The sequence below is a fragment of the Streptomyces sp. NPDC047049 genome, from assembly GCF_040643995.1.
Lineage (GTDB): Bacteria > Actinomycetota > Actinomycetes > Streptomycetales > Streptomycetaceae > Streptomyces > Streptomyces mooreae.
The window spans coordinates 63,758-77,629 of the sequence record NZ_JBEYVM010000007.1; the positions used below are offsets into that span (position 1 = coordinate 63,758).

9 protein-coding genes are annotated in these 13,872 nt (G+C 72.9%); 2 read left to right on the forward strand and 7 right to left on the reverse strand.

Annotation, left to right across the window (positions count from 1 at the left end; genetic code table 11):
* Nucleotides 1-353: 353 nt before the first annotated feature.
* The 3 genes from ABZ851_RS18290 to ABZ851_RS18300 all read right to left on the reverse strand — a co-directional run bounded on the left by ABZ851_RS18290 (nt 354) and on the right by ABZ851_RS18300 (nt 6,249).
* Nucleotides 354-1,814, reverse strand: a complete 1,461-nt coding sequence (locus ABZ851_RS18290) for an aldehyde dehydrogenase family protein (RefSeq protein ID WP_361128387.1) — start codon at nt 1,812-1,814, stop codon at nt 354-356.
* Between the two features lie 306 nt (nt 1,815-2,120).
* The gene (locus ABZ851_RS18295; protein ID WP_361128390.1) at nt 2,121-3,761 is read right to left on the reverse strand and encodes a PucR family transcriptional regulator; all 1,641 of its coding nucleotides are present in this window, start codon (nt 3,759-3,761) and stop codon (nt 2,121-2,123) included.
* 271 nt (nt 3,762-4,032) lie between these two features.
* A complete protein-coding gene (locus ABZ851_RS18300) occupies nt 4,033-6,249 on the reverse strand; it encodes an ATP-binding protein (protein ID WP_361128393.1) in 2,217 nt (738 codons plus the stop codon).
* Between the two features lie 277 nt (nt 6,250-6,526).
* Here ABZ851_RS18300 and gabT point away from each other — a divergent pair, with 277 nt between their 5' ends.
* Both gabT and ABZ851_RS18310 read left to right on the forward strand, forming a co-directional pair.
* Complete coding sequence (gene gabT / locus ABZ851_RS18305; protein ID WP_336051781.1) at nt 6,527-7,876, forward strand: 4-aminobutyrate--2-oxoglutarate transaminase; 1,350 nt, start codon at nt 6,527-6,529, stop codon at nt 7,874-7,876.
* A gap of 635 nt (nt 7,877-8,511) precedes the next feature.
* The gene (locus ABZ851_RS18310; RefSeq protein ID WP_361128398.1) at nt 8,512-9,276 is read left to right on the forward strand and encodes a phosphatase PAP2 family protein; all 765 of its coding nucleotides are present in this window, start codon (nt 8,512-8,514) and stop codon (nt 9,274-9,276) included.
* A gap of 174 nt (nt 9,277-9,450) precedes the next feature.
* Here ABZ851_RS18310 and ABZ851_RS18315 read toward each other — a convergent pair whose 3' ends face one another.
* The 4 genes from ABZ851_RS18315 to ABZ851_RS18330 are packed head-to-tail and all read right to left on the reverse strand — an operon-like array spanning nt 9,451 to nt 13,818.
* Nucleotides 9,451-10,854 (reverse strand): FAD-dependent oxidoreductase, encoded by a 1,404-nt coding sequence (locus ABZ851_RS18315; protein WP_361128910.1) that lies wholly within the window; start codon nt 10,852-10,854, stop codon nt 9,451-9,453.
* Nucleotides 10,855-10,874: 20 nt separating this feature from the next.
* The gene (locus ABZ851_RS18320) at nt 10,875-11,720 is read right to left on the reverse strand and encodes an ABC transporter permease (protein WP_361128402.1); all 846 of its coding nucleotides are present in this window, start codon (nt 11,718-11,720) and stop codon (nt 10,875-10,877) included.
* The gene (locus ABZ851_RS18325) at nt 11,720-12,658 is read right to left on the reverse strand and encodes an ABC transporter permease (protein ID WP_361128405.1); all 939 of its coding nucleotides are present in this window, start codon (nt 12,656-12,658) and stop codon (nt 11,720-11,722) included. Before ABZ851_RS18325 ends, ABZ851_RS18320 begins: the two co-directional genes overlap by 1 nt.
* The gene (locus ABZ851_RS18330) at nt 12,655-13,818 is read right to left on the reverse strand and encodes an ABC transporter ATP-binding protein (RefSeq protein ID WP_336051786.1); all 1,164 of its coding nucleotides are present in this window, start codon (nt 13,816-13,818) and stop codon (nt 12,655-12,657) included. Before ABZ851_RS18330 ends, ABZ851_RS18325 begins: the two co-directional genes overlap by 4 nt.
* Nucleotides 13,819-13,872 lie beyond the last annotated feature (54 nt).

Sequence of the window (13,872 nt, forward strand, 5' to 3'; positions counted from 1 at the left end):
AGGCCGCTCGCGGCCCTCCGCCGTTCGGGGGGTACGGCATACCGCGCTGGTTGTACGCGGGGCCCCGGTACCTCCCCCGGGGGAGCGCCGCGGCTCCCTCTCAGACAGGAGGAAGGGAGGGGACTGTGCCGCTTACCGTCAAGATCCGGCATGACGGGAGAGGTGATGCCGGAAACGGGGGACGCGGCGCGCTCCGGAAACAGGGTGCCGGAGCGCGCCGCGCCGGGGGCCGGCGCCGGGGAGGCGCCGGCCGGGTCCGGTTGGTGTGACGGCCCAAGGGACGGCCGCCGCTGTCCACCGGTCCGGACCGGGTCGGGTCAGGTCGCTGTGGACCAGATCGGATCGGGCGGTGGTTACAGCGCGAGGCCGGTGAGGACCAGCACCCGCTCGTAGGTGTAGTCGTCCATCGCGAACCGCACGCCCTCGCGGCCCACACCGGACTGCTTGACGCCGCCGTACGGCATCTGGTCGGCGCGGTAGGAGGGCACATCGCCGACGATCACGCCGCCGACCTCCAGCGCGCGGTGGGCGCGGAAGGCGGTCTGGACGTCGTGCGTGAACACCCCCGCCTGGAGGCCGAACTTGGAGTCGTTGACGGCCGCGAAGGCCTCCGCCTCTCCGTCGACCTTCGTGAGGGTGAGCACCGGGCCGAAGACCTCCTCGCAGGCGAGGGTGGCGTCGGCGGGCACCTCCGCCAGCACCGTCGGCGCGTAGGAGGCGCCGTCGCGCTTGCCGCCCGCGAGCAGCTTCGCGCCGCGCTCCACGGCCTCGTCGACCCAGGACTCGACGCGCTTGGCGGCGTTCTCGTCGACCAGCGGGCCGACCTCGGTCGCGTCGTCCGACGGGTCGCCGGTGACCTGCGCCTCGACGGCGGCCACGATCTTGGGCACCAGACGGTCGTAGACGGAGGCGTCGGCGATCACCCGCTGCACCGAGATGCAGGACTGGCCGCCCTGGTAGTTGGAGAAGGTGGCGATGCGCTGCGCCGCCCAGTCCAGGTCCGCCTCGGAGGAGTAGTCGGGCAGGACGACGGCCGCGCCGTTGCCGCCGAGCTCCAGGGTGCAGTGCTTGCGCGGCACCGAGTCGAGGATCGCGTAACCGACCTTCTCGGAGCCGGTGAAGGAGACGACCGGCAGCCGCTCGTCCTGGACCAGCGCCGGCATCCGGTCGTTGAGCACCGGGAGGATCGACCAGGAGCCGGCCGGCAGCTCGGTCTCGGCCAGCAGCTCACCGAGGATCAGGCCGGAGAGCGGGGTGGCGGGCGCCGGCTTGAGGAGGATCGGGGCGCCGGCCGCGATGGCCGGGGCGATCTTGTGGGCGCAGAGGTTCAGCGGGAAGTTGAACGGGGCGATGCCCAGGACCGTGCCACGCGGGAAGCGGCGGGTCAGGGCGAGCCGGCCGGCGCCGCCCGCGTCGGTGTCCAGGCGCTGGGCCTCGCCGCCGTTGAAGCGGCGGGCCTCCTCGGCGGCGAACCGGAACACGGAGACGGCCCGGCCGACCTCGCCGCGCGCCCACTTCATGGGCTTGCCGTTCTCCGCGGAGATCAGCCGGGCGATCTCCTCCGTACGCTCCACCAGCCGGCGGTGCACATGGTCCAGCGCGGCGGCCCGCACGTGCGCGGGGGTGGCGGCCAGCTCGTCCTGCACCGCGACGGAGGCGGCGATGGCCTCCTCGACCTGGGCCTCGGTGGGGACGCTCACCGTGCCGACGAGGCGTCCGTCCCAGGGAGAGGTGACGTCGAAGGTGGCCTCGCCGGTGGCCTCGCGGCCGGCGAGCCAGAAGGCGGTGGGGGCTGCATCAGTGGGGATCGGCACAGTGGAACCCGGCCCTTCAGAAGTGGTGGGTGATGCGCATGGCTCAGCGAGCGGCTCTGCGGTTTTGACTCGGGATCCACGGTAGGGGTGCGGCGGCGCCGTGGCGTTTGTCCGAAGCGTAGAAATCGGTGGGGCCGCCTCTCCGTGGTGGAGGGGGCGTACGGGGTGCGGTGGAGGGGGGCGGCGGGAGCGTATGGGGTGCGGTGGAGGGGGCCGCGTGAGCGTACGGGGTGCGGTGGAGGGAGCGTACGGGGCACCTCTCTCGGGGGAGGCCGGCCTCTGGACGGACCGCTCCTCCCGGACGCGCTACTCCCCCGGCGCACCCGATGTCGCCTTGAGCGCCAGCCACAGCTCCATCCGGACGTCCGCGTCGTCCAGCGAGCGGCCCAGGATCTCCTCCACCCGCCGCATCCGGTAGCGCAGGGTGTGGCGGTGCACGCCCAGGTCGGCGGCGGCCGCGTCCCACTGGCCGTGCCGGGCGAGCCAGGCGCGCAGCGAGGCCACCAGATCGCCGCGGCCGCGGGCGTCGTGCTCGCGCAGTGCCCGCAGCAGCCCGTCCGCGAAGGCGCGGACCGCGTCGTCGGCGAGCAGCGGGAGTACGGAACCGGCCGCCACGTCCTCGTGCTCGACCAGCGCACGGCCGCGCCGGCGGGCCACCGACAACGCCTGCTCGGCCTGGCGGTAGGCGTTCGCGGCGGCCATCGGCCCGGTCGGCGCCGACAGCCCGACGGCCACCCCCTCCGCGTGGCCCGCCCCGGCCCGCGCGGTCCGGCCGTGCGACCGCGGCCGCGCGGCGGTGCGGGCCTCGGCAGCGGCGGCGTACGCCGCGCAGGCGTCCGCGGCCGCCCCGCCGTCCGCCACCAGCACGATCAGCCGGCCGCCGTCCGGCACCGCGAGCACCGCCTCACCGGTCCGCGCGGCCGCGGAGTCCATCACATCGGCCAGCCCGTCGAGGACGCCCGACGCCCCGCCGCCCGCGCCCGACGCCTGCTCGTCGCCGGCCACCGCCTCCGCGACCACCATCCGGAACGGTGCGTCCAGCAGCCCGCCGTAGAGCCGGCCCGCCACCGCCCGCGCATGGTCCGGCTCCCCCGCGAGCAGCATCTTGAGCACCGCGGCACCGAGCCGCTGCTCGGCGTCCTGCAGCGCCCGGGACCGCTCGGTGGTCAGGGTGAGCAGCGCGACCGCGGAGTGCACGGCATAGCGTTCGGCCGTGCCGAGGGACGCACCGGTCCCGACCGCGAGCACACCGCGGGCCCGGCGCCCGGTGCCCAGTGACTGCAGTTCGACCCGGTCGTCGCCGTCGGTGTCGCTGACGACCGAGCTGGCGGGTGCGGGCCGCTCGCGCAGCCGCCCGACGTCGTCGGCGAGCCGGGCCGCGCGGCGTGCGGCCCAGTCGGGGGCGGCGGCCACCACCGCGCCCGACGCGTCGTAGAGCGCGGCCCAGCCGTCCAGGTGCGCCGCGAGCCGGGCCAGCAGCTCGGCCGGCCCCTCGGCGCTGAGCGCCGCCCGGGTCAGCTCCCGCTGTGCCTCGAACCCGGCGGTCACCGCGCGGTACTGGTCGGCGGCGACGGCGGCCGAGACCGCCTTGCTGATCGCGATGAACGGGGTCCTGCGGGGCACCCCGAGCAGCGGCAGCCCCTGCTCCGCAGCCGCCTCGACCAGCGCCTGCGGAACGCCCTCGTAATTGACCCCGACCGCGAATCCCAGCCCGACGACCCCGGCCTCCGCGATCCGCCGCACATACCTGCGGGTCGCCTCCGCGTCCTGTGCGTCCAGCTTGAGCGCGGTGATCAGCAGCAGCTCCCCGCCCTCCATGTAGGGCACCGGATCGATCAGCTCACTGGCGTGCGCCCAGCGCACCGGCACCTCCAGCCGCCCCTCGCCCGCGAGCACGGTCAGCTTGAGCGCGGTGTGGTTGACCAGGGAAGCGAGGGTGTGCGGCATGGAACCTTCATGGCGTCGACGACTGCGAGGGACGACCGGACGGCAGCCGGTCACCGGCCGGTCGCTCGTTGACCGCCCGCTGACCGGTCACCGGCCGATTCTTTACGCCGCCTCGTATGAACGGCCACTGCCGATTCTGCCTCAGCGGAGGAATCCGGGGGAGCTCCGCTCCGGCCAAATCCGCTCGGGCCCTGCGCGCACGGCCCCACGACGAAGGGGCGACGGGGGCCCTCATCCCCCGTCGCCCCCGGGCCGCAAGCGCCCACCGCCCTCAGGACCGCAGATCCACCAACACCGGCGGCGCGTGCTCCCCCGCCACCGAGGTCACGGAGAGGACCGCATGGCCGGGCGGAACGGCATTGGCGAGATCGGACGCGGACCAGCGCTCGCGCTCCACGGTGCGCACGGTGACGGCCTTGGCGGTGACCGCCTTGCCGGTGACCAGGTGACGGAAGAGGTGGAACGCCTTCATCGCGGCACCCTCCGCGATGATCTGACGGTCCGTGACATCGCGGGTCTCCACCCACTCCTTGCCCCACACTTCGGCGAACCGGGCGCCGTCCCACGTCGTCACGCCCGCGAACGCCATCCGGCAGCCGACGGTGCCCAGCAGCGTGCCGCGCAGCGCATCGGGGATGTCGTCCAAGGAGCGCAGCGTCAGCACCGCGCCGGCGTTCGCCGAGCGCAGCCGCTGCAGACCGCGCAGCGCCTCCGCCGTGATCGTGTGGGCGGCCTCGTCGAGCACCAGACAGGCGAACACCGAGCGGTCGCCCCGGCCCACCGCGCACTCGGTGAACTGCGCCAGGACCAGCCGGGCGAGGATCCGTGACGCTTCCGCGTGGCCGCGCTCGGGCAGTTCGATACGGACCCGCAGCGGGTGGTCGAGGGCGCGCAGGGAGACCTGGCGGGTGCCTCCCGTGGGGTCGAAGAACGGGGCGAAGGCGGGCCGGTCCAGCAGGGCGAGGCGGTCGGCGAGGAGCACGCCGGGATCGCCGGGGCGCTCCGACTGGCGTGCCCGGGCGTCCAGTTCGCGCAGCAGGGTGCGGGCGTCCCCGTCCTGCAGGGCGGTGCGCAGCGCGGACATCGCCGCGGGGGCGCCGTCCAGCAGTTCGCGCAGCTCGGGAACGGTGGGGAAGCGGTCGTGGGCGGCCCGGAAGGGGCCGAGCAACTGGGCCAGCGCGGTCGCCGCGCGTCGGCTGTCGCCGCCCGGCAGCTGCTCGGCGAGATCGCCGACCAGTGCCTCCGCCAGGATCCCGGCCGCCTCGTCGGGGTCCGTGGTGCCGCCGTACAGATCGAGGTCGCAGTCCGGATCCGGGCGGCCGACCCTGACCACCACGTCGAACGCCTCGTCAGGACCGAGGTCACAACCGGCCGGTCCGACGGCGATCACCGCGGCCTGCCCGGCCAGCGCCTGCAGGCACATCGCCTCCACCACCGGCCTCACGACCCGGGTGGTCTTGCCGCTGCCGGCGGGCCCGACCGCCAGCAGCGAGGTGCCCAGCACCGCCGGATCCAGCGCGCATCCGGCGCCGCGGTGCTGATACGGGTTGCGGTGGTGGTCGGCGGCGGTGCCGATACGGACCTGGTGGGCGAGCAGATCGTGGTGGGCGGTCCGCCGCGGCAGGTCGCGCCGCCCGGACGGATGCGCACAGGCCGCCGCCCCGTGCCGGAGCACGGTGTCGGTGAAGGAGGCCAGGGAGTTCTTGCCGGACCGCACCGAGTGCCAGGCGCGCTCGATCCTGGCCACATCCACATCGTTCATCCGGCCGGCCCGTGCCTCGGCGCTGAGCTTGTCGGCGGCGTCCGCGGCACCGTGTGCCCGCAGGTCGGGCCAGTGCGCGCGGTCGGCGGCGGGCTGGGGCCTGGGGACGGCGGGGCCACGGTTGCGGAAGCGGCCGAGGACCGGCCCCAGGGAGCGGCGGACGAGCTCCGGCCAGCGGCCCATACGGCCGAAGACGACGACCAGAAGCGCCAGCACCAGCCCGTAGTAGAGATAGGTGGCCCAGACGTAGACCATCTTGTCGCCGCCGGCCGACCGCCAGGAGTCCGGGGTGAGCAGCAGCAGCGGCCAGAGCCAGTAACCGCCGAGGTACCCGTTCCACAGCAACGACCACAGCAGCCAGCCGCACAGGAACGAGATCACCGCGCCGCTGACCAGCTGGCGTCCGGGGACCCGGTCGGACTCCTGCGCGGGACGGGGCCGGTGACCGTAGGTCCAGATGCCGGGAGCGGCGGCCGGGCGCGGGGTGCGCAGCCAGCCCAGCAGCGCCGGTTCGAAGGCCGCGGAGCCTCGGGGCGCGGCGTCCGGCGGGGCGGCGGGCATGGTCGGCACGGTCGGCGGAGCGGCGGGCGGTGGCGGAGTGCGCGGGCCGGCGGCCGGCGGGGTGGGTGGTGCCGCGGGGCGCGGCACCGCGGGTTCGGGTCGGTGCGCTCCGTCCGACCGCTGGGGAGCGGTGTGCTGTGCGTCGTGCGTGCCCTCGGTGTCCATCCGGTGCCCCTTGTCCCCCTTGAGCCGTGGCCTGCTGCGTCGTGGCGCCGCCGGCCGCGTCGTACGGCCGCGGTGTCATTGTCATGCCCGCGCTGGTGTCCGCCGCTGCCGGGCGCGCCGCCGCACAATCTACTGGCCGTGGCCCGCCGCTATGTCCGGTGCGGACAACGCAACACGCGCACTTCTCCCGAACGGAACATGCCAGACCCGCCCGGCCGCCCCTAGCCTGCGAGAACAACACCTCTGTACGTCCCCCGTTCCACTCCAGGAGACTGCCATGACCGAACTGTCCGGAGGCCCGGCCCTCCCCCAGGAGCGTCGCGTCGTCACCGCGATCCCCGGCCCGAAGTCGCAGGAGCTGTGGGCCCGTAAGCAGGCCACGGTGGCCGCCGGCGTCGGCGCCGTGCTGCCCGTCTTCGTCAAGCGCGCGGGCGGCGGCGTCCTGGAGGACGTGGACGGGAACTCGCTGATCGACTTCGGCTCCGGCATCGCGGTGACCTCGGTGGGCAACAGCGCGGAGGCGGTCGTCCGCCGGGCCACCGCGCAGCTGGCCGCCTTCACCCACACCTGCGCCATGGTGGCGCCGTACGAGCCGTACATCGAGGTCTGTGAGCTGCTGGCCGAACTGACGCCGGGCGACCACGCGAAGAAGTCGGCGCTGTTCAACTCCGGCGCGGAGGCGGTCGAGAACGCCGTCAAGATCGCCCGTGCGTACACCAAGCGCCAGGCGGTCGTCGTCTTCGACCACGGCTACCACGGCCGGACGAACCTGACGATGGCGCTCACCGCCAAGAACATGCCGTACAAGCACGGCTTCGGCCCGTTCGCGCCCGAGGTCTACCGCGTCCCGCTGGCCTACCCCTACCGCTGGCTGACCGGCCCGGAGAACTGCGCCCAGGAGGCCGCCGACCAGGCCATCTCGCAGATCACCAAGCAGATCGGCGCGGAGAACGTCGCGGCGATCATCATCGAGCCGGTGCTCGGCGAGGGCGGCTTCATCGAGCCGGCCAAGGGCTTCCTGCCCGCGATCGCCGACTTCGCGAAGGAGAACGGCATCGTCTTCGTCGCGGACGAGATCCAGTCCGGCTTCTGCCGTACGGGCCAGTGGTTCGCCTGTGAGGACGAGAACGTCGTCCCGGACCTGATCACCACCGCCAAGGGCATCGCGGGCGGCCTGCCGCTGGCCGCGGTCACCGGCCGCGCCGAGATCATGGACGCCGCGCACGCGGGCGGCCTGGGCGGCACCTACGGCGGCAACCCGGTGGCCTGCGCCGCGGCGCTGGGCTCGATCGAGACCATGCGCGAGCAGGACCTCAACGCCAAGGCCCGCCGGATCGGCGAGATCATGAAGGCCCGGCTCCACGCGATCGCGGAGAAGTACGACATCGTCGGCGAGGTCCGCGGCCGCGGCGCGATGATCGCGATCGAGCTGGTCAAGTCCGGCTCCAAGGAGCCGAACCCGGAGGCCACCGCCGCGCTGGCCAAGGCCTGCCACCAGGAGGGCCTGCTGGTCCTGACGACCGGTACGTACGGCAATGTGCTGCGCTTCCTGCCGCCGCTGGTCATCGGCGAGGACCTGCTGGGCGAGGGCCTGGACATCCTCGAAGGCGCCTTCGCCTCGCTCTGAAGCAACGCGCACGGACGCCCGCGGACACCACGGGGCGGCAGGAAACCCGGCACGGCCCGGGACACGGCTTCTTCCGTGTCCCGGGCCGTGCCCGCTTCGCGCCGGTGTCGGTGCCGATGTACGCGCAGCCGGTGCAGGTACCCATCCATGTACGCGCACCCGTGCATGCACCCCTCGCGCACCCCGTTCTGTGCCCATTTCTCTGCTCATTTCCGTGCGGACGCGCGTAACTGGAGGCATGGCGTGAAGAAGATGTGCGGGGCCGATGGCGGCCGGGTAATGCGACTGTCGGGGGCGCTCGCGGTGCCGTACGGTTTCTGCAGATGAGAGAAACACCCCGCTCGCAGGGGACTGCGGGCGACGCCCGGTCGGCACTTCCCCGGTTCCGATCAGGCCGTGCCCTCGCGCACGACACCGGTGCCCCTGGCAAAGGGGGTTCCGGGAATCCTCACCGATCGGATGTCCGCCCGCCCCATACCCCCCGGGGCGCGCGGGACACCGGTCAGCGCGGCCGCCTCGGAACCACCCCCCCTGTTCTGAGGCGGCCGGCCCTTTTTCCGTCCGCGGCCCCGGGCCGCGGCTTCCCGCGTTTCCCGCCCCTGACGGCCGGTCTGCTCAGCACCGTCCTCTTCGCCGTGCTCACCTGGCAGGTGGCCGGGCACGGCCCGCTGCGCCTCCTCGATGAACGGCTCGGCCGCGTCGTTGCCGCCGGGGGCATCCCCGCCGGGCTCGCCGAGTTCTTCGCCGATCTCGGCAATACGGCCGTGGCACTGCCGGTGTTGTCGGTGGTCATGGTGTGGGCGGGGTGGCTGGGCGGACGGGGCGTCAGGAGCACGGCGGGCGTCAAGGGCATGGCGGGCAGCGCGGGCGCGGTCCGGGGGCGTGCTCCGGTGCGCTGGTGGCTGCCGCCGCTCGCCGCCGGCCTCGCACTGGCCGCGGTGCCCGCGCTGGTCATCCCGCTCAAGCTGTGGATCGCCCGGCCCGGCCCGCCGGAAATGGCCGGCGCTGCGCCCGCCTTCTATCCGTCGGGCCATGGCGCCACGGCGGCCGTGGCGTACGGCGTGGCCGGGCTGTTGCTGCTCCGCGGCCGGCGGGGGGTGCGGGCCTGCGACGGTGCGGCCGCCGCCCGTCCGCACCCTCCTGCGGCAACGGCAACGGCAACGGCCACGCCCTCGGTCACGGCCACCGTCGTCACCGTGCTCGTCCCCCTGCTCACCGTGGGCGTCGGCATCGGCCTGGTGCGGCGGGGCTATCACTGGCCGCTGGACGTCCTCGGCAGCTGGTGTCTGGCCGGCGTGCTGCTCGCCGGCTGGTGTGCGGTGTGTGACCGGTGGGACGGTGGCGGGGGCCGGGCGGTGCGCCGGGAGGCGTCCGACGGGGCGGGGCCGGACGGGCCCTGACCCCGGCCGTGGCGTGCCGTCCGGCCGTCCGCACAAGGGGCGCACCACGTCCGTACAAGGGCCGCAGCAAGGGCGTGCGAGGGACGCGGAAGGGGCGGGCAACGCCTCGTCACCCGCCCCTCGTGGGGCGTCAGCTCGGGTCCCGTCGTCGCCCGCCCGCCGCCCCGTTGCCCGTCAGCTGTCGAAGCCCAGCCCCACCTTGTCCATGGCCTTCAGCCACAGGTTGCGGCGTCCGCCATGGGTGTCGGCCCGGGTCATCGACCACTGGGTGATCCCGATGCCGGCCCAGCGCAGCGGCTCGGGCGGGAAGGGCAGCGGCTTGCTGCGGACCATCTCCAGCTCCGTACGCTCGGTGCGCTCACCGGAGAGCAGGTCGAGCATCACCTCGGCGCCGAAGCGGGTGGCGCCCACACCGAGGCCCGTGTAGCCGGCGGCGTAGGCGACCCGGCCGGCGTGTGCGGTGCCGAAGAAGGCCGAGAAGCGGGAGCAGGTGTCGATGGCGCCGCCCCAGCTGTGGGTGAAGCGCAGCCCCTCCAGCTGCGGGAAGCAGCGGAAGAAGTGCCGGGCGAGCTTCTCGTACGTGGCCGGGTGGTGGTCGAATTCGGCACGGACGCCGCCGCCGTAGCGGTAGACGATGTCGTAACCGCCCCACAGGATGCGGTGGTCCTCGGTGATACGGAAGTAGTGGAAGTGGTTGTTGGAGTCCGAGAGGCCCTGGCGGTTCTTCCAGCCGATGGCGGCGAGCTGTTCGTCGGTCAGCGGCTCGGTCATCAGGGCGTGGTCGTAGACCGGGACGACGTACGGGCGGACCCGCTTGACCAGCGACGGGAAGGCGTTGGTGCCCAGCGCCACATGGCGGGCGAAAACCCGGCCGTAGGGCGTACGGACGGCCATGCCCAGGCCTTCGGAGGCGAGGTCGGTGGCCCGGGTGCGCTCGTAGATGCGGACGCCGAGCCCCAGGCAGGCCTGCTTCAGGCCCCAGGCGAGGCGGGCCGGGTTGAGCATGGCGACGCCGTCGCGGTCCCACAGGCCGGCGAGGAAGGTCGGCGAGTCGACCTGGGCGCGCAGGGCGTCCTGGTCGAGGAAAGTGTGCCGGCCCGGCCCGAGCCTCGCGGCGTCCTCGGCGAACTCCTCCAGTTCGGCGATCTGGTGGGGCTCGGTGGCGATGTCGATCTCGCCGGTGCGCTCGAAGGCGCAGTCGATGTCATAGCGGGCGACGGCCTCCCCGATGGCGTCGAGGTTGCGGATGCCGAGCTCTTCGAGGGTGGCCAGTTCGTCCGGCCAGCGGGCCAGGCCGTTGCCGAGGCCGTGGGTGAGGGAGGCGGCGCAGAAGCCGCCGTTGCGCCCGGAGGCCGCCCAGCCGATCTCGGCGCCTTCGATGAGGACGACATCGCGCTCGGGGTCGCGCTCCTTGGCGATCAGTGCGGTCCACAGCCCCGAGTAGCCGCCGCCGACGACGAGCAGATCGCAGGTCTCGTCGCCGACGAGGGCGGGCCGGGCGGCCGGGCGGTCCTTGTCGGCCAGCCAGAAGGGGGTGGGTTCGGCGTCCGCGAGCGCATGCGCGGCGGACGGGGTCATGGCAGCTCGTGCCATGGTTCTCAGCTCCTTTTGCTCCTCTTGCGGCGGGCCCCGGCCAGCTGGCCCATGACTACGCACAACACGGCGACCAGGAACATCGCGGTGCCGATGACATTGATCTGAACAGGAGTGCCCCGCTGTGCCGATCCCCAGACGAACATGGGGAAGGTCACGGTGGAGCCGGCGTTGAAGTTGGTGATGATGAAGTCGTCGAAGGACAGGGCGAAGGACAGCAGGGCACCGGCCGCGATGCCGGGTGCGGCGATCGGCAGCGTCACCCGCAGGAAGGTCTGGACGGGTGAGGCGTAGAGGTCCTGGGCGGCCTGCTCCAGGCGCGGGTCCATGCTCATCACCCGGGCCTTGACGGCGGTGACCACGAAGCTCAGGCAGAACATGATGTGCGCGATGAGGATCGTCCAGAAGCCGAACTGGATGCCCATGTTGAGGAAGAGGGTCGCCAGCGAGGCGGCCATGACGACCTCGGGCATCGCCATCGGCAGGAAGATCAGGGTGTTGACGCCGGAGCGGGCGCGGAAGCGGTAGCGGGCCAGCGCGAACGCGATCATGGTGCCGAGGACGGTCGCGCCGACGGTGGCCCAGAGCGCGATCTGCAGGCTCAGGCCGAGCGAACCGCACAGGTCGGCGACGCCGCACGGATCGCTCCAGGCGTCCGTGGAGAAGCGCTGCCACTGGTAGTTGAAGCGGCCGTTGGGCTTGTTGAAGGAGAAGACCATCACCACGATGTTGGGCAGGATCAGATAGCCCAGCGTGCACAGGCCCGCGATGACGATGATGTTGCGGCGCAGCCAGCGCAGGCCCCGGTTCGGGGTGCGGGCGGCGGCTCGGGTGGTCTCGTGGACGGCCATCAGACCAGGTCCTCCGTCCCGGACTTGCGGATGTAGAGGGTGACCATGGCGAGGATGGCCGCCATGAGGAGGAAGGAGAGGGCGGCGGCGGTCGGGTAGTCCAGGACCCGCAGGAACTGCGACTGGATGACGTTGCCGATCATCTTCTGGTCGGTGGAGCCCAGCAGTTCGGCGTTGATGTAGTCACCGGCGGCCGGGATGAAGGTGAGCAGGGTGCCGGCGACCACACCGGGCATGGACAGCGGGAAGGTCACCCGGCGGAAGGTGGTGGACGGGCGGGCGTAGAGGTCGCCGGCGGCCTCGTGGAGGCGCGGGTCGATGCGCTCCAGTGAGCTGTAGAGCGGCAGGACCATGAACGGCAGGAAGTTGTAGGTCAGTCCGCAGACCACCGCGAGCGGGGTGGCCAGCACCCGCTGTCCTTCGGTGAGGCCGAGCCAGCTGGTGACGTCCAGGACGTGCAGCGCGTTCAGGAGGCCGACGACCGGTCCGCCGTCGGCCAGGATGGTCTTCCAGGCGAGCGTACGGATCAGGAAGCTGGTGAAGAACGGGGCGATGACCAGGATCATCACCACGTTGCGCCAGCGGCCGGCCTTGAAGGCGATGAGGTAGGCCAGCGGGTAGCCCAGCAGCAGGCAGAGCGCGGTGGCCACGGCGGCGTAGCCCACCGAGCGGACGAACTGCGGCCAGTATTCGCCCAGCGCGTCCCAGTAGGTGGCGAAGTGCCAGGTGACCTTGAAGCCCTCTTCGAGGGAGCCGGTCTGGACCGAGGTCGACGCCTGGTAGACGAGCGGGGCGGCGAAGAACACGATCAGCCACAGGATGCCGGGCAGCAGCAGCCAGTAGGGGACGAGGCGCTTGCGGACGGGGGTCTTGCGCACCTCCAGGGGGGCGGCCCCGGCCTGCCCGTCCGGTGGCGCGGGCGCTTCGGTGGTGGTCACGCGGCCTCCTCGTCGAGGTCCGCGCCGGCCTGGATGTCCTGGGTGGCGTCCAGTCCGAAGGTGTGTGCCGGGCTCCAGTGCAGGACGACCTCGGCGCCGGGGACCAGACGCCCGTCGCGCTCGATGTTCTGCTCGTAGACGGCGAGTTCACCCACCCCCGGAGCCTCGATCACATACTGCGTGGAGACCCCGATGAAGCTGGCGTCCTTGATCCGCGCGGGCAGCCGGTTGCGGCCTTCGGCGAGGGACCCGGCGTCGTCGGCGTGCGCCAGGGTGACCTTCTCGGGCCGGAATCCGGCGAGCACCTTCTCGCCGGTGCGGGCCGTGGCGCTGCACCGCTGCGCGGGCAGCCGCAGCGTGGCGTCACCGGCCTTGAGGAGCAGTTCCTCGCCGCCGGCCTCGACGACCTCGGCCTCGATGAGGTTCGAGGTGCCCAGGAAGTTGGCGACGAAGGTGGTGGCGGGGTTCTCGTAGAGGTCGGCGGGGGCGCCGAGCTGTTCGACCCGGCCGCCGTTCATCACGGCCACGGTGTCGGCCATCGTCATGGCCTCCTCCTGGTCGTGGGTGACGTGTACGAAGGTGATGCCGACCTCGGTCTGGATGCGCTTGAGCTCCAGCTGCATCTGGCGGCGCAGCTTGAGGTCGAGGGCGCCCAGCGGCTCGTCGAGCAGCAGCACCTGCGGGTGGTTGATCAGCGCGCGGGCGACCGCGACCCGCTGCTGCTGGCCGCCGGAGAGCTGCTGCGGCTTGCGGCGCGCCATCGGGCCGAGCTGGACGAGGTCGAGCATCTCCTCGACCTGCTTCTTGACGGACTTGATGCCGCGGCGGCGCAGGCCGAAGGCGACGTTCTCGTAGATGTCCAGGTGCGGGAAGAGGGCGTAGTTCTGGAAGACGGTGTTGACCTGGCGCTTGTAGGGCGGCAGGGCGGTGACGTCCTCGCCGGAGATCTCGACGGTCCCGGTGGTCGGCTCCTCCAGTCCGGCGATCATGCGCAGGGTGGTGGTCTTGCCGCAGCCCGAGGCGCCCAGCAGCGCGAAGAAGGAGCCCGCGGGGACGGTCAGGTCGAGGGGGTGGACGGCGGTGAAGGAGCCGTAGGTTTTGCTTATCCCGTGGAGGCGGACGTCGCCGCCGCTGCTCTGGGGGGTCGCGGTGTGGGTCATGTCGGTCGTCCCGTGGGTCGGAGGGCGAAACGGCTCGGGCGGGCCCGGCAAGTG

Bases quoted from the DNA above. Each gene is read 5' to 3' on its own strand.
- ABZ851_RS18300 (WP_361128393.1), bottom strand. From the start codon at position 6,249: ATGGACACCGAGGGCACGCACGACGCACAGCACACCGCTCCCCAGCGG.
- ABZ851_RS18320 (WP_361128402.1), bottom strand. From the start codon at position 11,720: ATGGCCGTCCACGAGACCACCCGAGCCGCCGCCCGCACCCCGAACCGG.
- gabT (WP_336051781.1), top strand. From the start codon at position 6,527: ATGACCGAACTGTCCGGAGGCCCGGCCCTCCCCCAGGAGCGTCGCGTC.
- ABZ851_RS18330 (WP_336051786.1), bottom strand. From the start codon at position 13,818: ATGACCCACACCGCGACCCCCCAGAGCAGCGGCGGCGACGTCCGCCTC.
- ABZ851_RS18315 (WP_361128910.1), bottom strand. From the start codon at position 10,854: ATGACCCCGTCCGCCGCGCATGCGCTCGCGGACGCCGAACCCACCCCC.
- ABZ851_RS18295 (WP_361128390.1), bottom strand. From the start codon at position 3,761: ATGCCGCACACCCTCGCTTCCCTGGTCAACCACACCGCGCTCAAGCTG.